Genomic DNA, 20,106 nt, shown 5'->3' on the forward strand with positions numbered 1-20,106 from the left:
CGTTACTGTTCAAAGGGGATTTTTGCTGAGAAAATTCTTTCAAGCAAAGATAAAATCGATTTTATCTAGCTAGTAGTAGAATTTATTTGATTTGTTTCTTTTGTTCTTTTTTGGCAAGTACTGGTAGAATCACACCTAATCCAATCAGAATAATTGGAGTCAAGATGTTCGTAAGAAGAGAGAATTGCCAAGCAGTCGGATTCTCAGCATAGCTAATTTTTGGAACCATACCAAGGATACAAGCAAAGGCAGTAAAGAGGAAGCACCAAGTACCGATAATAAAGCCAAGTTTAGGATTGTTCACAAACTTGTATTCGGCATTTTTGTATGTCTTCCAAGCGCGATTAAGCATCATATAGGCAAGGAATACCCAGAGGTAACGCATTGGCATTACGATCGAATTGAGGTTTGTCATCCATTTTACAAGTCCGTCAATTTCCTGAATACCAAAAATTGGGAGGATAATGATGAGACTGACAAGGACGCCTGTAAGGAGGTAGCCGTTAATGAGGACACCTTTTTCAGTACGTTTGCGAAGCCAGCTTGGGATGTAGTCTTCATCAGCGTTATTGAGAAGGATTTGCAATGGTGCGTCAATAGAGAAGGCAAGCGCAGCGATTTGTCCGACCATGTTTGTAAGAGCGTAGATCACGACAAAGAGGTTTCCAACTCCCCAAGAATTTCCTAATATTTGGAAGGCTTGATAAGCGCCATTACGCATGAGGTCTTCAGGGATATTATTGCCATCAAATAGCATTCCCATGGCAACTGATCCGAGAATAGCAGAGAGTCCTACCATGATAGCCATGACAATCATACCCTTTGGAAATTCTTTTGCAGGGTTGCGAGTTTGATTAACATAAGGGGAAATTTTTTCACAACCACCAACTGCGAAGACCAATAGTGAGATTGTTGTAAAATAAGAAAAATCAAAGTTTGGAATGTAGGTGCTCAGTTGATCCATGTGTGGTGTCGCAAACTGAATATCTGGCTTGATGAAAGGCAGACCGACAGCCAAAAGCACAAAGAGTAAAGACATAATCAACATAGCACTTCCTGCCAAGCTACCAATGACTTTTAGAGTTGCCAATCCCTTTGTAGAAAGGTAGAGGAAAAGTCCAAAGATTAGCAAGCAGAGAATAACGATCCAGTGGATGTCGATTTGTTTAAGGAATTGTCCGTTACCTTGCAAGGCCCAACCAAGCGGAATTAGAATTCCTTGAGGTTTTTGTGCGAGATAAGGGATATGCACAACCCAGTAGGTCCAAGCAGCAAAGTAGGCTAAACGTTTGGTTGATGTTTTTTCAACCCAGTCACTAACACCGCTTCCGCTTTCCTTGAAGGTAGAACCTAGTTGTCCGACGATGAGGGAATAGGGGATAAAGTAGAGTGCGAGGATTAAAATCCAAGATACGACGACTGAAATTCCCTGTTGAGAATAGTTGTTGACGACGTTTCCTAGCCCCCAAACCATGTTGAAGGCAATCAGAGAAACCATCAGCCAATTAAGTTGGTGTTGATCTTTTTTCATAATGTCTCCTTTTCTATTAATTTCAGTATATCATGTTTTTTTGAAAGCGCCTAACAAAATTCGAAATTTCCTATAAAAAATGTAAAGGATAGCTAACAGATAGAGAGTGGGGCTTGTTGATTGAGAAAAAGATTATCCACAGCCTGTGGATAACTCGACGTTAGCCTATCAAAAATATTTTTATAGCAATGGTTTGGAAGGTGGCAAGAAATTTAGGAATTATAAGAGATGATAAACTAGTATAAATCTTGATATAACAAGCTTTGTTGGATGCTTTCTATTCTAAAACATAGAGAATAGAATTGGAAAGATATTTTGGAAATGCTTGAAAATGATTTTTGAAAAAGGGTTGAATGTTATTCACAACCTGTGGATAACTTTGTATAAAAGAGAACCCCCTTTGTCAGACACAAAGGGGGTTAGTTTATTGATGGTTTGGTAGCCAACTGAGGGTAAAGTCGAGAGATTGGGCGTTTAGCAAATCCTGGTGACCAATACTCTGAACTTCTTTTCCGTCAAGATGACAGTCTTGTACAAAGTGGAAGTGTTCATGATTTTGTTGTGTGCGAATATCAAGCCATTTATCTTCTTGAGCTAGATTGACACGAAGGTGGTCAAAGAGTGGAATTCCGATATCATAACTGGCTTTACCTGGGCAGGTTGGATAAAGTCCGATAGCAGACCAGACATACCAAGCCGATAAACTGCCGTTATCCTCATCTCCTGGATAAGCATCCCAGCCAGCTCGAAAGGCTTTTTGACGGAGAGTCTTGATTAAGAGACTGGTATATTGGGGATAATTACTGTAGCGGAACAGATAAGGGATGTGGAAGCTTGGTTGGTTTGAAATGGCTAGTTGACCAAAAGGTGCTGTTGCCATTTCGCTCATCTCGTGAATTTCATATCCATAACCCGTCGTTTCAAAGAGTGGGAGACTTTGACAAGCTTTTAAGAGATAATTGCTAAAGGCTTCTTTTCCACCCATTAGTTGACCAAGTCCAGAAATATCATGTAAGACGCCGAGACTGGCTTGGATGGCTGAACACTCAGCATAATCACGGCCCCAACTATAAGGAGAAAAGTCAGGGCGGAAGTTGCCATCTACATCACGCGCCCTCATGTATCCTGTCTCAGGGTCAAAGAGGTTTTGATAATTCTTAGCATATTGGGAATAGGTTTGGGCTAGCTCTTCATGACCCAATTTTGCTGCGCAGGTAGAGATGCAAAAATCACTGTAAGCATAGTCTAGGGTATGGCTGACACTTTCATGGAAGTCTGTGGATAGGTAGCCTAGCTCTTGGTATTGTGCCAGGCCGTGTCGCCCGTTGACAGCTTTTGGGTCAGCCTTGGTCGCAGTTTCAAGCATAGCTTTGAGAAATTCTTCTTCAAGATCAGGCGCCATATCTTTACAAGCACTATCTGCAATAAGACCATCAATCAAGGTGCCAGGCATCATGCCTCGTTCGTCAGGCGCCAGCCACTTAGGGAGATACCCAGTGTCGCGGTAGCTATTGAGGAAGCCTTTGAGAAACTGACGATAGCGTTCCGGAATAATCAAGGCAAAGAGTGGGAAAGAAGTGCGGAAGGTATCCCAAAAACCATTGTTGGTAAAGAGAAGACCTGATTTAACTGTTCCTGAAGCGAGGTCCATATGGATGCTTTCACCTTGCTCATTTACCTCATAGAAGGTTTGCGGGAAGAGAAAGAGTCTATAAAGACAGTGATCAAAAAATGTTCGGTTTACTGGACCAGTTTCCACGACATCAAAACGGCCTAGAAGGTCTTCCCAACTTTCTTTGGCATCTGCTTTTGTTTCTTCAAAATCCTGTTTAGGAAGATTAAAGAGGGCCTGTTCTTTGGAAATAAAAGAAGTTGCCAGTTGAATGAGTGCTTCTGCTCCAGCCAAGTCAATACGCCAGTCTTGCCCCTCTTGCGTAATAGAAAGGATTTCTACAGAAAATGCGAGAGCAGTATACATGACGAGGGGACTTTTATTGGTTTCGGTTTCACCTGCTTGTATCAGGGCCAGAGTTCGCTTATCGACTTGTTCGACTGTCAGTTCATCTGCGGCGTGAAGATAGAGGGAGAGGGCTTTTCCTTGTATCTGTCTTAGTTGAATAGAAGCTCCATAGCAAGTAGGACTTAGTTGCGTTTCAATCTGGTAACGCTCAGAAAAAATCTTTAGAAAATGAGGATTGAAAATAGCACGATCAAGGTTATAGGAGGACTGACGATGAAAGAGAGTATCGCCGCTGATTTCTCCTGTAATTGGTGTCAGCAAGAGCCAGGAGTAATCGCCAATCCAAGGGCTAGGCTGGTGGGTTAGTCGAATACCCTGAAAGATAGGAAGATGGGGATCAAAGAACCAAGATCCTTCCTGGTCACTAGTTTGGGGGACAAAGTAATTCATCCCAAAAGGAACACCTGTGTAGGGTAGGGTGTTTCCTCGTGAAAATGCATGTTTACTGGCTGTTCCAAAACGCGTATCAATGGTTTCGAGTATAGGTTTCATAGTAGTTCCTTCAGTAGTTTTCTACATTATATCAGAAAAAGGAGACTTTTAGAAAATGACTTTCAAATATAACAATTTTGTAGAATAATGACTAACATTTGTGTATATATTTTCTGGACTAAAAGCTATATACTGAAAATGAAAATCTGTTTGAAAGAGGCAAAATAGTTTATGGTTTATTCAAAAGAAATTGTCAGAGAGTGGCTAGATGAGGTAGCAGAGCGTGCCAAGGAGCATCCTGAGTGGGTTGATGTCTTTGAACGTTGCTACACAGACACTTTAGACAATACAGTTGAGATTTTAGAAGATGGTTCGACCTTTGTACTGACGGGAGATATCCCAGCTATGTGGCTTCGTGACTCAACTGCTCAGCTGAGACCTTACCTCCATGTGGCTAAAAGAGACCCTCGTTTGCGTCAGACCATTGCTGGTTTGGTCAAACGCCAGATGACCTTGATCCTCAAGGATCCCTATGCTAACTCTTTCAATATTGAGGAGAACTGGAAAGGGCATCACGAGACCGACCACACCGATTTGAATGGCTGGATTTGGGAGCGCAAGTATGAAGTGGATTCGCTTTGCTACCCTTTGCAGTTGGCTTATCTTCTGTGGAAAGAAACTGGTGAGACTAGCCAGTTTGATGAAACTTTTGTCACAGCGACCAAGGAAATCCTTCATCTCTGGACAGTGGAACAAGACCATAACAACTCACCTTATCGCTTCGTTCGTGACACTGATCGCAAGGAGGATACCTTGGTAAATGACGGATTTGGTCCTGACTTTGCCGTGACAGGGATGACCTGGTCAGCCTTTCGTCCAAGTGATGACTGCTGTCAGTATAGCTATTTGATCCCGTCAAATATGTTTGCAGTGGTTGTCTTGGGTTATGTGCAAGAAATCTTTGCAACATTGAATCTAGCTGATAGCGAAAGTATTATTGCTGATGCCAAACGACTCCAAGCTGAGATTCAAGAAGGAATCGAAAATTACGCCTACACTACAAATAGTAAGGGCGAGAAGATCTATGCCTTTGAGGTAGACGGTCTAGGAAATGCTAGCATCATGGATGATCCGAATGTGCCAAGTTTGTTAGCGGCTCCATATCTTGGTTACTGTGATGTCAATGATGAAGTGTATCAAGCTACTCGTCGCACTATCCTGAGCCCTGAAAATCCATACTTCTACCAAGGAGAGTACGCAAGTGGACTTGGAAGTTCTCATACCTTCTACCGCTATATCTGGCCGATTGCCCTTTCTATCAAAGGATTGACAACAACGGATAAGGCAGAGAAGAAATTCTTGCTAGATCAGTTGGTTGCCTGTGATGGTGGAACAGGTGTGGTGCACGAAAGCTTCCACGTAGACGATCCGACACTCTACTCACGCGAATGGTTCTCATGGGCCAACATGATGTTCTGCGAATTAGTCTTGGATTACTTGGATATTCGCTAATACTCTTCAAAAATCAAATTTAAACCACGTCAGCTTCGCCTTGCCGTACTCAAGTACAGCCTGCGGCTAGCTTCCTAGTTTGCTCTTTGATTTTCATTGAGTATAAGGAGCACGCTTTAGATTCACTGATTCTTGTTAGAATTACAAGTTTATATTTAAAACATTAAAAATTTAAGTTAGAATGAGGTTTTACTCATGGAAAATGTTGTTGTACATATCATCTCTCACAGTCACTGGGATCGTGAGTGGTATCTACCTTTTGAAAGTCACCGGATGCAATTGGTGGAACTTTTTGACAATCTTTTTGATCTTTTTGAAAATGATCCTGAGTTCAAGAGTTTCCACCTGGATGGACAAACCATCGTCCTCGATGACTATTTAGAAATTCGTCCTGAAAACCGTGACAAGGTGCAGCGTTATATCGACGAAGGCAAGCTCAAGATTGGTCCTTTTTACATCTTGCAGGATGATTACTTGATTTCAAGTGAAGCCAATGTTCGCAATACCTTGATTGGACAAGCGGAATGTGCCAAATGGGGCAAATCTACTCAAATTGGATACTTCCCAGATACCTTTGGAAATATGGGGCAAGCTCCTCAAATCCTTCAAAAATCAGGTATTCACGTAGCAGCCTTTGGTCGTGGTGTCAAGCCAATCGGCTTTGACAACCAAGTTCTCGAAGATGAGCAATTTACCTCTCAATTTTCTGAGATGTACTGGCAAGGTGCGGATGGTAGCCGTGTACTGGGCATTCTCTTTGCCAACTGGTACAGTAACGGGAATGAAATTCCAGTGGATAAAGACGAGGCTTTGACTTTCTGGAAGCAAAAATTAGCAGACGTCCGTGACTATGCATCGACCAATCAATGGTTGATGATGAACGGATGTGACCACCAGCCTGTTCAGAGAAATCTGAGCGAAGCCATTCGTGTGGCAAACGAACTCTTCCCTGACGTGACCTTTATTCATAGCTCATTTGACGAATATGTGCAAGCAGTGGAAAGCGCGCTTCCTGAACACCTATCAACGGTTACAGGTGAGTTGACCAGTCAGGAAACGGATGGTTGGTATACTCTTGCCAATACTTCTTCTTCACGCGTTTACCTCAAACAAGCCTTCCAAGAAAATAGCAACTTGTTAGAGCAGGTGGTGGAACCTTTGACCATCATCACTGGTGGACATAACCACAAAGATCAATTGACCTATGCTTGGAAAGTACTTCTGCAAAATGCACCGCACGATAGTATCTGTGGTTGTAGTATTGACGAAGTTCACCGTGAAATGGAAACTCGTTTTGCAAAGGTTAATCAAGTCGGGAATTTTGTTAAGAGTAATCTTCTTAACGAGTGGAAACATAAAATAGCAACTCAGGAAGCGCAAAGCGACCACCTCTTTACCGTTGTCAACACAGCTTTACATGACAAGGTTGATACAGTTAGTGTTGTAGTGGATGTTGTGACTTGTGATTTTAAAGAATTGCATCCGACTGAAGGTTACAAGAAGATGGCAACCGTGACCTTGCCAGATTACCATGTTGAAGATTTAGATGGCCATGTCCTTGAAGCCAAGATTGAAGACTTGGGTGCAAGTTTTGGCTATACTTTGCCTAAGGATAAATTCCGCCAACCCTATATTGCACGCCAAGTGCGCGTGACAATTCCAATCCACCTTGCACCGCTTTCTTGGGCAAGTTTCCAATTGGTCGAAGGTCAAGTAGATCACCGTGATGGTATTTACCAAAACGGAGTCATTGATACCCCATTCGTAACAGTGAGTGTAGATGAAGGAATCACAGTCTATGACAAGACTACTAATGAAGCTTACGAAGAATTCATCCAATTCGAGGACCGTGGAGATATTGGTAACGAGTACATTTACTTCCAGCCGAAAGGAACTGAGCCAATTTATGCTCAACTGAAAGGTTATGAAGTCTTAGAAAACAATGCTCGCTATGCCAAAATCTTGCTCAAACATGACTTGACCATTCCAGTCAGTGCAGATGAAAAATTGGATGCGGAGCAAAGAGGTATCATCGAGTTCATGAAACGAGATGCAGGTCGTTCAGAAGAGTTGACAACCATTCCTCTTGAAACAGAAATGACTGTCTTTGTGGACAATCCACAGATTCGCTTCAAGACTCGCTTTACCAACACAGCCAAGGATCACCGCATCCGTCTCTTGGTGAAAACTCATAACACCCGTCCAAACAATGATTCTGAAAGCATCTATGAAGTTGTAACAAGACCAAATAAACCAGCAGCTTCTTGGGAAAATCCTGAAAATCCACAACACCAACAAGCCTTTGTCAGCTTGTATGATGATGTTAAAGGAGTGACAGTATCCAATAAAGGATTGCACGAGTATGAAATTCTTGGAGATGACACCATGGCTGTAACTCTTCTTCGTGCTTCAGGCGAACTCGGTGACTGGGGCTACTTCCCAACGCCGGAAGCTCAGTGCTTGCGAGCTATCGAAGTTGAATTTGCAGTAGAATGTCACCAAGCAGGGGAACGCTTCTCAGCTTTCCGTCGTGCCAAAGCCTTCCAGGTGCCATTTACAGCTCTTCAAGTTGCAAAACAAGAGGGTAGCGTTGCAGCAACGGGTAGCCTCTTTAACCATCCGGCCCTGAACTTGCCACAAGTATGCCCAACAGCCTTTAAGGTGGCTGAGAATGAAGAAGGTTATGTCCTTCGTTACTATAACATGAGTCAAGAAAATATCCGTGTGTCTGAAAAACAACAAACCATTCTTGACTTGTTGGAACGCCCATACCCAATCCATTCAGGACTATTGGCACCACAGGAAATTCGTACAGAATTGATCAAAAAAGAAGAAATTTAATTTCAAAAAGTAAACATAAACAGAAAGGAGGAGCGAAAAAGTAAGAACAAACTGCTGATTCGCTCCTTTTTGCAGGTGAAAGCAATGACCATTGCAACGATTGATATCGGAGGGACTGGCATTAAGTTTGCTAGTCTAACTCCTGATGGAAAGATTTTAGATAAGACCAGCACCCCAACTCCAGAAACTCTAGAAGATTTATTGGCTTGGTTGGACCAATGCTTATCAGAACAGGACTACAGTGGAATCGCTATGAGTGTTCCAGGAGCGGTCAATCAAGAAACAGGAGTGATTGAGGGGATTAGTGCCATTCCTTACATCCATGGTTTTTCATGGTATGAGACCCTTGCTCATCACCAACTCCCTGTCCATCTAGAAAATGATGCCAACTGTGTTGGACTGAGTGAACTACTAGCTCATCCTGAGATTGAAAATGCAGCCTGTGTCGTGATTGGTACAGGAATCGGTGGGGCTATGATTATCAATGGCAAGCTTCACCGTGGACGTCATGGCTTGGGTGGAGAGTTTGGCTACATGACAACTATCGAGCCTGCACAAAAACTCAACAACTGGTCACTACTAGCTTCTACAGGAAACATGGTTCGCTACGTCATTGAAAAGTCTGGTCAGTCTGATTGGGACGGACGCAAGGTTTACCATGAAGCGGCAGCCGGCAATGCTCTTTGCCAGGAAGCTATTGAGCGTATGAATCGTAATCTTGCTCAAGGACTGCTCAATATCCAGTATCTCATTGATCCAGATGTCATTAGCCTAGGTGGCTCTATCAGTCAAAACCCAGATTTTATCAAAGGTGTGCAAAAAGCAGTAGACACTTTTGTCGAAACCTATGAAGAATATACAATTGCTCCAGTGATTCAAGCTTGCACCTATCACGCAGATGCCAATCTCTACGGTGCCCTTGTCAACTGGTTACAGGAGGAAAACCAATGGTAACTTTTACAGGACTTAGTCCCAAACAAGCCCAATCTATCGAAGTATTAAATAATCACATTTCTCTACCGGATGTAGAGGTGGCAGTCGCTCAGTCTGATCAAGCTTCTATCTCTATCAAGGGTGAGAAGGGGCAGTATCAACTGACCTACCGTAAACCTCATCAACTCTACCGTGCTTTGTCTGTCCTCGCAACAGCTTTAGCAGAAGGGGACAAGGTAGAGATTGTAGAACAAGCGGCTTATGAAGATTTAGCCTACATGGCGGACTGTTCGCGCAATGCCGTGCTCAATGTCGCATCGGCCAAACAGATGATTGAAGTTTTGGCTCTCATGGGCTACTCAACCTTTGAGCTCTACATGGAAGATACCTACCAAATCGAGGGACAGCCTTACTTTGGTTATTTCCGTGGGGCTTATTCAGCTGAAGAATTACAGGAAATCGAAGCATACGCCCAACAGTTTGACATGACCTTTGTGACATGTATCCAGACCTTGGCCCATTTGTCAGCCTTTGTCAAATGGGGCGTCAAAGAAGTGCAAGAGCTCCGCGATGTAGAAGATATTCTTCTCATCGGTGAAGAAAAAGTCTACGACCTGATTGACGGTATGTTTGCGACATTATCTAAACTACAAACTCGCAAGGTCAATATCGGGATGGATGAAGCTCACCTAGTTGGCTTGGGACGTTACCTTATCCTAAACGGTGTGGTTGATCGTAGCCTCCTCATGTGCCAACACTTGGAGCGCGTGCTGGATATTGCAGACAAGTATGGTTTCCACTGCCAGATGTGGAGTGATATGTTCTTCAAGCTCATATCAGCAGATGGCCAATATGACCGTGACGTGGAAATTCCAGAGGAAACTCGTGTTTACCTTGACCGTCTCAAAGACCGTGTCACCTTGGTTTACTGGGATTATTACCAAGATAGCGAAGAAAAATACAACCGCAACTTCAGTAACCACCATAAGATTAGCCAGGATATCGCTTTTGCTGGTGGTGCTTGGAAGTGGATTGGCTTCACACCACACAATCATTTCAGTCGTCTAATCGCTCTTGAAGCCAATAAAGCCTGCCGTGCCAACCAGATCAAGGAAGTCATCGTGACAGGTTGGGGGGACAACGGTGGTGAAACGGCCCAGTTCTCGATTCTGCCTAGCTTACAAATCTGGGCAGAACTTAGCTATCGTAATGATTTAGAGCGTCTATCAGCTCACTTCAAGACCAACACAGGCTTATCGGTTGAGGACTTTATGCAACTTGATCTTGCCAACCTCTTGCCAGACCTACCAGATAATCTCAGTGGTATCAACCCTAATCGCTATGTCTTTTATCAGGATGTTCTTTGCCCAATCCTTGACAAGCACATGACTCCTGAGCAGGACAAACCACACTTTACCCAAGCAGCTGAGACTCTTGTTGCTATTAAAGAAAAAGCAGGAAACTATGCTTATCTCTTTGAAACTCAGGCTCAGTTGAACCAGATTTTAAGCAGTAAAGTGGATGTGGGCCGACGCATTCGTCAAGCCTATCAAAAAGGTGATAAAGAGAGCTTGCAACAAATTGCTAGGGAAGAATTACCAAAATTAAGAAGCCAGATTGAAACCTTCCACAAGCTCTTTAGCCACCAATGGTTGAAAGAAAACAAGGTCTTTGGCTTGGATACAGTGGACATCCGTATGGGTGGCCTATTGCAACGAATCAAGCGAGCAGAAAGTCGCATTGAAAACTACCTAGCAGGCGAAATCTCTCGTATCGACGAACTAGAAGTAGACATCCTGCCATTTAATGATTTCTACGGGGATAAGGACTTCGCAGCAACGACAGCCAACCAGTGGCATACTATTGCGACAGCTTCGACTATTTACACAACTTAGAAAAACTCTATTCAGGAAGAAAGTTTCCCGTGAAACCTATTCTTATATAAAAAAGTCTCCACATAAAATAATTTGTGGAGTTTTTTCTATAATTTGTAGTTTAAACTGTCCTAAAAATAAGAGTATACTATTTTTGTAAACGTTATCAAGTCTAAAAATTGTGAGATTATCAAGTTTTAGAAAATAAAAAGGGAGGAAATTATGAACAAGTTTTCAAAAACTTTAAGAGATAATTGGATTTTTCTCTTAATGGTTCTACCAGGGACACTATGGTTGATTTTATTCTTCTACATCCCAGTATTTGGAAATGTCGTTGCCTTCAAAGACTACCATATGACTGGTGAAGGATTCGTCCACAGTATTATAAATAGTAAATGGGTCGGACTAGATAACTTTAAATTCTTGTTTAGTTCCAAAGATGCCTTTGTCATCACTCGAAATACTGTACTTTACAATCTTGGATTTATCTTTATCGGTTTGGTTGTGTCAGTTGGTATTGCCATTATCCTTAGTGAACTTCGCTCTAAGCAAATGGTTAAAATCTACCAAACATCTATGTTGTTCCCTTACTTCCTATCTTGGGTTATCATCAGTTTCTTTACAGATGCTTTCCTAAATATCGATAAAGGGCTTATCAACCATACCTTAGAAGCTCTCGGGATGAAGGGCATCAACTTCTACGCTGATATCAGCATCTGGCCGTACCTCCTTCTCTTCTTAGGTATCTGGAAAGGCTTTGGATATAGTAGTGTGATGTACTACGCAACTATCATGGGTATTGACCCAACTTACTACGAAGCAGCGACAGTGGACGGTGCTAGCAAATGGCAACGTATCCGTAACGTAACCATCCCTCAGTTGACACCGCTTGTGACAGTATTGACCATCCTTGCAGTCGGAAACATCTTCCGCGCAGACTTCGGTCTTTTCTACCAAATCCCTCACAACGCTGGTCAGCTTTATAGTGTAACAAACGTATTGGACGTTTATGTCTTTAACGGATTGACCCAAACAGCAGATATCGGTATGGCATCAGCAGCCGGTCTCTATCAGTCAGTCGTCGGATTGATTCTCGTAATCCTATCAAACTTACTTGCAAGACGTGTTGATCCTAACTCAGCACTATTCTAGAAAGGAGGAGCATATGGCAAAAAAAATTCAAAAAGAAAAAATTGATAATGTTGGCATACACTCCTTCAGCAAAAAAGCAGATATCTTCTTTAGTATTATATCTGGTTTGCTGGCCTTCTCTTGTATCTTGCCTTTCATCTTTGTAATCATTATCTCAATTACAGATGAGAAGAGTATCGTTCAATATGGATATAGCTTCTTCCCATCACAATTTGGTTTAGATGGTTTTGAGTTCTTGGCTCAGTTCAAGGACAAGATTCTACAAGCGCTCTTTATCTCAGCCTTTGTGACAGTGGTTGGGACATTAACAAACGTATTCATCACCACAACCTACGCTTATGCCATCTCACGTTCAACGTTTAAGTATCGCAAATTCTTTACAGTTTTCGCTCTTCTTAGTATGTTGTTCAATGCTGGTTTGGTACCAGGTTATATCGTGGTAACTCAATTGCTTCACTTAGGAGATACTATTTGGGCCTTAATTGTTCCAATGCTTCTATCACCATTCAACATCATGTTGATGCGTTCCTTCTTCAAGAAGACCATCCCAGAAGCAATCCTCGAATCAGCTCGTATCGACGGGGCTAGTGAGGCTCGGATCTTCTTCCAAATCTGTTTACCACTTTCTCTTCCAGGAATTGCGACTATCACACTTTTGACAGCACTTGGATTCTGGAACGACTGGTTCAATGCCCTACTTTACATCAAGAGTGATAACTTGTATCCATTGCAATATTTGCTGATGCAAATTCAAAACAACATGGATTACATTGCTAAGTCAGTTGGTATGTCAGGACAACTTGCTGTTGCCTTACCAAAAGAAACAGGTCGTATGGCCATGGTCGTTGTTGCGACTGTTCCGATTGCGATTCTCTATCCATTCTTCCAACGCTACTTTGTAAAAGGTTTAACTATCGGTGGTGTTAAAGAATAAGAGACACTGAGAAACAAGTTTTCTCTACCCTATCTAACTTTTCTTGTGAAAAGTAGATCACTAAAATTGTTTTAAATTTAAAAATAAAAAAAGGAGTTTTTATCATGAAAAACTGGAAAAAATATGCTTTTACTTCAGCTAGCCTTCTAGCTTTGGCTGCTGGACTTGCAGCTTGTGGTAACCTTAAAGGAAACAACCAAAAAGCTGCTGAATCATCATCATCATCGTCATCAGGTGATAAGACTGTTATCAAAATGTACCAAATCGGTGACAAACCAGATAACTTGGATGAATTGCTAGAAAATGCAAACAAAATCATCGGAGAAAAAGTTGGTGCTAAATTGGATATCCAATACCTTGGTTGGGGTGACTACGGCAAGAAAATGTCAGTTATCACTTCATCAGGTGAAAACTATGATATCGCCTTTGCAGATAACTATGTCGTAAACGCTCAAAAAGGTGCTTATGCTGACTTGACAGAATTGTACAAGAAAGAAGGAGCTGACCTTTACAAAGCACTTGACCCAGCTTACATCAAAGGTAACACTATAAACGGTAAGATTTATTCTGTTCCAGTTGCAGCCAACGTTGCATCTTCACAAAACTTTGCTTTCAATGGCCCACTTCTTGAAAAATATGGAATCGATATCTCAGGTGTAACTTCATACGAAACACTTGAACCAGTATTGAAACAAATCAAAGAAAAAGCTCCAGATGTAATGCCTTTCGCTGTTGGTAAAAACTTTATCCCATCAGAAAACTTTGACTATCCAGTTGCAAATGGTCTTCCATTTGTCATCGACCTTGAAGGCGACACTACTAAGATCGTAAACCGTTACGAAGTTCCTCGTTTCGTAGAACACTTGAAGACTCTTCACAAATTCTATGAAGCAGGATACATTCCAAAAGACGTAGCAACAAGCGATACTTCATATGACCTTACTCAAGATACTTGGCTTGTTCGCGAAGAAACAGTAGGACCAGCTGACTACGGTAGCAGCTTGCTTTCTCGTGTTGCTAACAGAGACATCCAAATCAAACCATTTACTAACTTCATCAAGAAAAACCAAACAACTCAAGTTGCTAACTTTGTAATCTCAAACAACTCTAAGAACAAAGAAAAAGCAATGGAAGTGTTGAACCTCTTGAACACTAACCCAGAACTCTTGAACGGTCTTGTTTACGGTCCAGAAGGCAAGAACTGGGAAAAAGTTGCAGGTAAAGAAAACCGTGTTAAGGTTCTTGACGGATACAAAGGAAACACTCACATGTCAGGATGGAACACTGGTAACAACTGGATTCTTTACATCAACGAAAACGTTACAGATGAACAAATTGCACAATCTAAGAAAGACTTGGAAACTGCAAAAGAATCTCCAGCGCTTGGATTCATCTTCAATACTGACAACGTGAAATCTGAAATCTCAGCTATCACTAACACTATGCAACAATTCGATACAGCTATCAACACTGGTACTGTAGACCCAGAAAAAGCTATTCCAGAATTGATGGAAAAACTTAAATCTGAAGGTGCTTACCAAAAAGTATTGGATGAAATGCAAAAACAATACGACGAATTCTTGAAAAGCAAAAAATCATAAGAATAATTGATTTCGTGTATTCATTCCTAAAAATTGCAATCACTGCCTTGTCTAGAGTCTTCTAGATAAGGTGGTGATTCTTTTTTCAACATTTGCATATAATTATCTGCATTTTGTTCAGAGTTTTGCTCTTACATTTAAAATAGGTTACAGACATATGAAAAAATACCATCCTCTTTTCAAAATCAGTGCAATCTTATCCTACCTATTTTTCGTATATGGACTTTCTCAGCTAACACTTATAATCCAAAGTTACTGGCAATTTTCTTCTCAGATTGGCAATTTTTTCTGGATTCGAAATCTTGTCAGTCTTGTCTTCATCGGACTGATGGTATGGATATTAGTCAAGACAGGTCATGGATATCTTTTTGTTATTCCTAAGAAAAAATGGCTGTGGTATACAGTTTTGACGATTCTCGTAGCTGTGCTTCATATAACGTTTAATTTCCAAACGGCTAGACATGTTCAGTCTACCTATGAAGGTTGGGCCGTGTTGATTGGTTATAGTGAGACAAATTTTGCCGAGTTGGGACTCTACCTAACCTTATTTTTTCTAGGGCCTCTGATGGAAGAATTGATTTATAGAGGATTGCTCCAACATGCCTTCTTTAAAGATTCGAAATTTGGGCTTGACCTGATTCTTCCTTCGGTTTTATTTGCTCTTCCTCACTTTACAAGTTTTCCCAGTGTACTAGATATTCTTGTTTTTGCGACATTTGGAATCTTTTATGCGGGTCTAACTCGCTATACCAAGAGTATCTATCCCGGTTATATCGTTCATGTTATCAATAATATTGTGGCTACCTTGCCATTTTTGATAACTTTTCTTCATCGAATATTCAGCTAAACAAGACCTGTTTTCAGGTCTTGTTTTCATTTTTCGGTCAAATAAATTGCATTCGCTTTCTTGGGGGAGTATACTGGTATAGTTGAATAAAAAATTCTGATAATTTAATCTTAGAAAAGAGAATCTTATGGCAAAACCTATTCGTGTTTTACTTTACTATAAATATGTTCCAATCGAAAACGCAGAACAATTTGCTGCAGACCACTTGGCTTTCTGTAAATCAATCGGCCTCAAAGGGCGTATCCTAGTCGCTGACGAAGGGATTAACGGAACCGTTTCTGGTGATTACGAAACAACGCAAAAATACATGGACTACGTTCACAGCCTTCCAGGGATGGAAGACCTCTGGTTCAAGATTGATGAGGAAGAAGAACAAGCTTTCAAGAAGATGTTTGTTCGCTACAAAAAGGAAATCGTCCACCTTGGTTTAGAAGATGAAAACTTTGACGAAGATATTGATCCCCTTGAAACAACAGGTGCCTACTTGTCTCCAAAAGAATTTAAAGAAGCTCTTCTAGACGAGGATACAGTTGTTCTTGATACTCGTAACGACTACGAGTATGACCTAGGTCATTTCCGTGGTGCTATCCGTCCAGACATCCGCAATTTCCGCGAGTTGCCACAATGGGTTCGTGATAACAAGGAAAAATTTATGGACAAGCGTGTCGTAGTTTACTGTACAGGTGGAGTCCGCTGTGAGAAATTCTCAGGTTGGATGGTACGTGAAGGCTACAAAGATGTTGGTCAATTGCATGGAGGAATTGCGACTTATGGGAAAGATCCAGAAGTTCAAGGGGAACTTTGGGATGGGAAAATGTATGTCTTTGACGAACGTATTGCAGTCGATGTCAACCATGTCAATCCAACCATTGTAGGGAAAGATTGGTTTGATGGAACACCATGTGAACGCTATGTAAACTGTGGAAATCCATTCTGTAACCGCCGTATCTTGACATCAGAAGAGAATGAAGACAAGTATCTCCGTGGCTGCTCGCACGAGTGCCGTGTTCATCCACGTAATCGCTATGTTTTGGAACATGAATTAACGCAAGACCAAGTCATCGAGCGTCTAGCAGCGATTGGTGAGAGCTTAGATCATTCTGAAGTCGTATAAAAGTAGGACAGTCCTGACGGGCTGTTTTTCTATGCTTTTGACCAAAAAATCTTAAATTTGTTTCTGCATCTTTCAGGAAAATGGTGTATACTATATGTAAACGATTTCAAAGGAGGCCATTTATGGTGAAAACATTTTTTATTCCAAACAAACAAAGTATTCTAGGGCAACAGGAGATTCTTACAGCTAAGTCAGTCTTGGCCCTAGTAGATGGCTTAGAGTCACATAGTTATGACGCAGTCTATCTCCGTCAACCACTTAATCGCCTCGAATATATCGAGTGTGGAATCGTAGGCAAGTCTCAGTTCTTCTTTAAAGTTCGCTACCTAGACTCTCAAAAAGGCTACCAAGTAATCATTCCTGACTTGATTACAAGAGCTGATTGGGAAATTGTGGAAGCTCTCTTACAAGCCTTGTCTAGCAAGGTCGGTGAAGAAGTTGAAGGCTTGGCAGACTTTGATTTGGAAAATTATTTCCACGATACTGTCAAAAACTATTTGGCGGATAAGGATGCTCGTTTGGGTTTCTGCCAAGGAATTCTATCACCTGTTTATTTTGATAAGAAGAATTTGGAAAACTTCTCAGAAGAAGGTGGTTTAGCGCGATTTGAAGAATTAGTTAAGAGGGTTCAAGGGTCGGATGCATATCCTGCTAGCGCTAAATTCTATCCGGATAGTGAAGGTAAGGTTCATGGTATCTATCACTTGGCTCAGGGGGTGAAAACTATTTTGCCAAAAGAACCAGTGATTCCTGCTCCTTACGTTGAGCAGTTGGTAGGAAAAGAGCTTGTCTGGGAAATTGATCTAGTAAAAATATCAGGAGACGGCTCAAAACCAGAAGACTATGAAGCGGTGGCTAGACTAGATTATCAAGCCTTTTTAGGAGCTTTACCAGAAGAACTCTACCAAGATCTAGATGCCAACCAAGTAGAAGTAGGCCCTGTTTCAGGCGAGGATTTTGAAGCTTTAGCACATGCGAAAAAATAGGTAAAAGCCATAGTCTAAGTTTTCACAGAATATCTTAGAATGAGACCTCATTTTATTGATAGAGTAGCTTAGTGATATTTCGTAATACGAGATTTTAAACATTGCTTATCTTAACAAAAAACAGTATAATATAACAATATATAGACGCTATTGTTTGTCAAAGGACTATCAGGAGATCGATCATATGGATATCAAGAAGGAAGTAGGTAAAAGAATCCGAATGTTGCGAGAGATGAAACATATCACTCGTGAAACTCTTTGTGATGATGAAAGCGAGATAACAGTACGCCAACTAGCACGGATTGAATCAGGTCAATCTTCTCCAAGTTTACCCAAGGTAGAGTATATAGCTTATAAACTAGGTTGTCCAATTTCACATATAGTAGACATGGATCATATAATCTTACCTTCAGATTACTTGATCTTAAAGGATAAACTCATTAAGTTCCAAACTTATGGGGATGATGATAGAATCCATATTAAAGAAGAGTTGTTTGACAGAGTTTACGAACACTATTATGACAGCTTACCTGAGGATGAGCAGATTGCAGTTAGTGCCTTACAAGCTAGTTTTGATGTTTTTGTAAGTGAAGATGCAGGGTTTGGCGATGCTTTGCTTGATGAGCATTTTGAGCAAGTAAGGATAAGGAAAAACTATTCGGTGAATGATTTGCTTCTCATAAAATTGTACTTTGTTTCATGTATAGCAAGACCGACTGAGTATAATCACGAACTATTTTGGGAACTTTCTAAAAAACTTCTGAGAGAAACGAATTCATCCGATTTAGAGACAGCTTATATGTTAAAGAAAACGGTGCTTGATTCTTTAGCTGTTCAATGGATGGAAAAGTCCTACTCTACTTTTGAGCCTTATGTTAAGGCAATGAATAGATTGATGATTTTATCCCAGGACTTTCAAAAGAAACCAATCGTAGATATGCTAGAAGCTATGTGTATCTTATTTCATAAACGGGATAAGGAAAAAGCTATCCAATTATATGACAGAGCCATTATCTGCGCTCAAGCATTTGGAGACCAAGTATTAGAAGCGCGAATCTCTGGGGAGAAAGAAAGAGATTTAAAAACTTTTGAGGAAATGAAGAGCTAACATGACATTTTTGTCATGTTTTTTTGTTTTTGAAAGCGGTAAACTAGAGATGTAATGAAGGGTTAATTGAGTTATTTAGAGTAGGAGGAAGAGATGGAGAATCTTAGTATCTCGCTAGAGACTTTTACACAGACTCGCCACAGTTTGGTGTTTCGAAATAACACGACTGAGCAAAAGTTGGTAGAGATAGTATTAAATAACGAAATCTTTCGCCTAGCAATTTTAGATGCTGGCGAAGAGCGAGTTTTAATTCTGCCTGAGGAAGTTACAGATGTAAAGAATTTTGGAATTTCAGAGGTGGAGGATAATTCATGAAGCCAAAAGATATAATGAACGGAGAGAAACTATGAATCGTGTGATTTTAAGTCTTAAAAATATCGATAAAACATATGGAAAAGAACAGGTTCTCCATAATATTTCCTTTGATATTGAGCAAGGGGAAATATGTGGCCTTATTGGTGAAAATGGTGCAGGAAAGACGACATTAATGAGAATTCTCCTAGGACTAATTCGAGCTGATAAGGGAGAAATCGAGAGTGTCTCTCAACATAAGATTGGCAGTATTATCGAATCACCTGCTCTTTATCCAAACCTGACTGGACTCCAACACTTACAATATTACAAGACAAGATTTGGTTTAAAGACAGACATCATAAAAATGTTGGAATTGGTTCACTTGCCTGAACCGTCATGGGATCGAAAGGTAAAAAACTATTCTCTTGGCATGAAACAAAGATTATCGATAGCAATTGCCCTTTTGGATAATCCAGAGCTCATCATCCTAGATGAACCCGTGAATGGTTTAGATCCTCAGGGGATTTCAGATTTAAGAAAAATGATTTTGAATTTAAGGGATCAGTTGGGAGTTACTTTTTTAATTTCAAGCCATATCCTATCAGAGTTGGAGTTTATAACAGATAAGTATATCATCATGAAACAAGGAAAGATTCTAAATGTGATGAGTTCACAAATGCTAGCGAACAATCTATCTGAAAAAATTTTCCTAAAGACAAGTGATAATCAAATTCTAAAAATGTTTTTAGAAAAAGAGGGCATCAATAATGTTGAGCAGGATGACTATCTGGTTGTGGCAGAGAAGGAAAAATTAATGGCTATTTTGCAATATTGTGTTACTTCAAATCTAGTGATACTGGATATTTATATTAAGAAGGAACGCTTTGAGGACTACTATTTGCGTAATATTATCTGATGATTTAAGAA

General features: G+C 40.8%; 15 protein-coding genes. 13 read left to right on the forward strand and 2 right to left on the reverse strand.

The annotated features are described in order from the left end of the window. Nucleotides 1–82 precede the first annotated feature (82 nt). Entirely contained in the window at nt 83–1,531 is a 1,449-nt protein-coding gene (locus ACWPVF_RS00245; protein WP_454384002.1) for an APC family permease, read from the reverse strand. Nucleotides 1,532–1,955: 424 nt separating this feature from the next. Beyond that, a complete protein-coding gene (locus tag ACWPVF_RS00250) occupies nt 1,956–4,043 on the reverse strand; it encodes a GH92 family glycosyl hydrolase (protein WP_454384004.1) in 2,088 nt (695 codons plus the stop codon). Nucleotides 4,044–4,214: 171 nt separating this feature from the next. On the opposite strand from ACWPVF_RS00250, the gene ACWPVF_RS00255 reads away from it, so the two are divergent. From ACWPVF_RS00255 to ACWPVF_RS00315, 13 genes are all read left to right on the forward strand, one after another. Beyond that, on the forward strand, nt 4,215–5,495 hold the full coding sequence (locus ACWPVF_RS00255; protein WP_454384006.1) for a glycoside hydrolase family 125 protein: 1,281 nt from the start codon (nt 4,215–4,217) through the stop codon (nt 5,493–5,495). A gap of 195 nt (nt 5,496–5,690) precedes the next feature. Then, complete coding sequence (locus ACWPVF_RS00260; RefSeq protein WP_454384008.1) at nt 5,691–8,336, forward strand: alpha-mannosidase; 2,646 nt, start codon at nt 5,691–5,693, stop codon at nt 8,334–8,336. 84 nt (nt 8,337–8,420) lie between these two features. Then, the gene (locus ACWPVF_RS00265; RefSeq protein ID WP_454384010.1) at nt 8,421–9,290 is read left to right on the forward strand and encodes an ROK family protein; all 870 of its coding nucleotides are present in this window, start codon (nt 8,421–8,423) and stop codon (nt 9,288–9,290) included. Continuing rightward, a complete protein-coding gene (locus ACWPVF_RS00270; RefSeq protein WP_454384012.1) occupies nt 9,284–11,164 on the forward strand; it encodes a beta-N-acetylhexosaminidase in 1,881 nt (626 codons plus the stop codon). The genes ACWPVF_RS00265 and ACWPVF_RS00270 overlap by 7 nt, the downstream gene beginning before the upstream one ends. Nucleotides 11,165–11,365: 201 nt before the next feature. Further along, nucleotides 11,366–12,295, forward strand: a complete 930-nt coding sequence (locus ACWPVF_RS00275) for an ABC transporter permease (protein ID WP_045613125.1) — start codon at nt 11,366–11,368, stop codon at nt 12,293–12,295. Between the two features lie 13 nt (nt 12,296–12,308). Further along, on the forward strand, nt 12,309–13,229 hold the full coding sequence (locus ACWPVF_RS00280) for a carbohydrate ABC transporter permease (RefSeq protein ID WP_045613126.1): 921 nt from the start codon (nt 12,309–12,311) through the stop codon (nt 13,227–13,229). 104 nt (nt 13,230–13,333) lie between these two features. Then, nucleotides 13,334–14,830, forward strand: a complete 1,497-nt coding sequence (locus tag ACWPVF_RS00285) for an ABC transporter substrate-binding protein (RefSeq protein ID WP_454384015.1) — start codon at nt 13,334–13,336, stop codon at nt 14,828–14,830. A 157-nt stretch (nt 14,831–14,987) separates the two neighbouring features. Then, nucleotides 14,988–15,677 (forward strand): CPBP family intramembrane glutamic endopeptidase, encoded by a 690-nt coding sequence (locus ACWPVF_RS00290; protein ID WP_454384017.1) that lies wholly within the window; start codon nt 14,988–14,990, stop codon nt 15,675–15,677. Between the two features lie 127 nt (nt 15,678–15,804). After that, complete coding sequence (gene trhO / locus ACWPVF_RS00295) at nt 15,805–16,791, forward strand: oxygen-dependent tRNA uridine(34) hydroxylase TrhO (RefSeq protein WP_454384019.1); 987 nt, start codon at nt 15,805–15,807, stop codon at nt 16,789–16,791. A gap of 122 nt (nt 16,792–16,913) precedes the next feature. Further along, nucleotides 16,914–17,777: a DUF4299 family protein gene (locus ACWPVF_RS00300; protein WP_454384021.1), complete on the forward strand. Its 864-nt coding sequence runs from the start codon at nt 16,914–16,916 to the stop codon at nt 17,775–17,777. Nucleotides 17,778–17,961: 184 nt separating this feature from the next. Beyond that, the gene (locus ACWPVF_RS00305; protein ID WP_454384023.1) at nt 17,962–18,885 is read left to right on the forward strand and encodes a helix-turn-helix domain-containing protein; all 924 of its coding nucleotides are present in this window, start codon (nt 17,962–17,964) and stop codon (nt 18,883–18,885) included. 93 nt (nt 18,886–18,978) lie between these two features. Next, nucleotides 18,979–19,200 (forward strand): hypothetical protein, encoded by a 222-nt coding sequence (locus tag ACWPVF_RS00310; RefSeq protein WP_454384025.1) that lies wholly within the window; start codon nt 18,979–18,981, stop codon nt 19,198–19,200. Nucleotides 19,201–19,231: 31 nt separating this feature from the next. After that, on the forward strand, nt 19,232–20,095 hold the full coding sequence (locus ACWPVF_RS00315; protein WP_454384027.1) for an ATP-binding cassette domain-containing protein: 864 nt from the start codon (nt 19,232–19,234) through the stop codon (nt 20,093–20,095). Nucleotides 20,096–20,106 lie beyond the last annotated feature (11 nt).

The sequence above is a fragment of the Streptococcus sp. Marseille-Q7087 genome, assembly GCF_965111935.1.

Excerpts from the sequence above, each read along its gene's own strand:
- ACWPVF_RS00260 (WP_454384008.1), top strand. The coding sequence starts at position 5,691 with ATGGAAAATGTTGTTGTACATATCATCTCTCACAGTCACTGGGATCGT.
- ACWPVF_RS00300 (WP_454384021.1), top strand. The coding sequence starts at position 16,914 with ATGGTGAAAACATTTTTTATTCCAAACAAACAAAGTATTCTAGGGCAA.
- ACWPVF_RS00310 (WP_454384025.1), top strand. The coding sequence starts at position 18,979 with ATGGAGAATCTTAGTATCTCGCTAGAGACTTTTACACAGACTCGCCAC.
- ACWPVF_RS00250 (WP_454384004.1), bottom strand. The coding sequence starts at position 4,043 with ATGAAACCTATACTCGAAACCATTGATACGCGTTTTGGAACAGCCAGT.
- trhO (WP_454384019.1), top strand. The coding sequence starts at position 15,805 with ATGGCAAAACCTATTCGTGTTTTACTTTACTATAAATATGTTCCAATC.
- ACWPVF_RS00245 (WP_454384002.1), bottom strand. The coding sequence starts at position 1,531 with ATGAAAAAAGATCAACACCAACTTAATTGGCTGATGGTTTCTCTGATT.
- ACWPVF_RS00315 (WP_454384027.1), top strand. The coding sequence starts at position 19,232 with ATGAATCGTGTGATTTTAAGTCTTAAAAATATCGATAAAACATATGGA.
- ACWPVF_RS00280 (WP_045613126.1), top strand. The coding sequence starts at position 12,309 with ATGGCAAAAAAAATTCAAAAAGAAAAAATTGATAATGTTGGCATACAC.
- ACWPVF_RS00255 (WP_454384006.1), top strand. The coding sequence starts at position 4,215 with ATGGTTTATTCAAAAGAAATTGTCAGAGAGTGGCTAGATGAGGTAGCA.
- ACWPVF_RS00275 (WP_045613125.1), top strand. The coding sequence starts at position 11,366 with ATGAACAAGTTTTCAAAAACTTTAAGAGATAATTGGATTTTTCTCTTA.
- ACWPVF_RS00285 (WP_454384015.1), top strand. The coding sequence starts at position 13,334 with ATGAAAAACTGGAAAAAATATGCTTTTACTTCAGCTAGCCTTCTAGCT.
- ACWPVF_RS00290 (WP_454384017.1), top strand. The coding sequence starts at position 14,988 with ATGAAAAAATACCATCCTCTTTTCAAAATCAGTGCAATCTTATCCTAC.
- ACWPVF_RS00265 (WP_454384010.1), top strand. The coding sequence starts at position 8,421 with ATGACCATTGCAACGATTGATATCGGAGGGACTGGCATTAAGTTTGCT.
- ACWPVF_RS00270 (WP_454384012.1), top strand. The coding sequence starts at position 9,284 with ATGGTAACTTTTACAGGACTTAGTCCCAAACAAGCCCAATCTATCGAA.
- ACWPVF_RS00305 (WP_454384023.1), top strand. The coding sequence starts at position 17,962 with ATGGATATCAAGAAGGAAGTAGGTAAAAGAATCCGAATGTTGCGAGAG.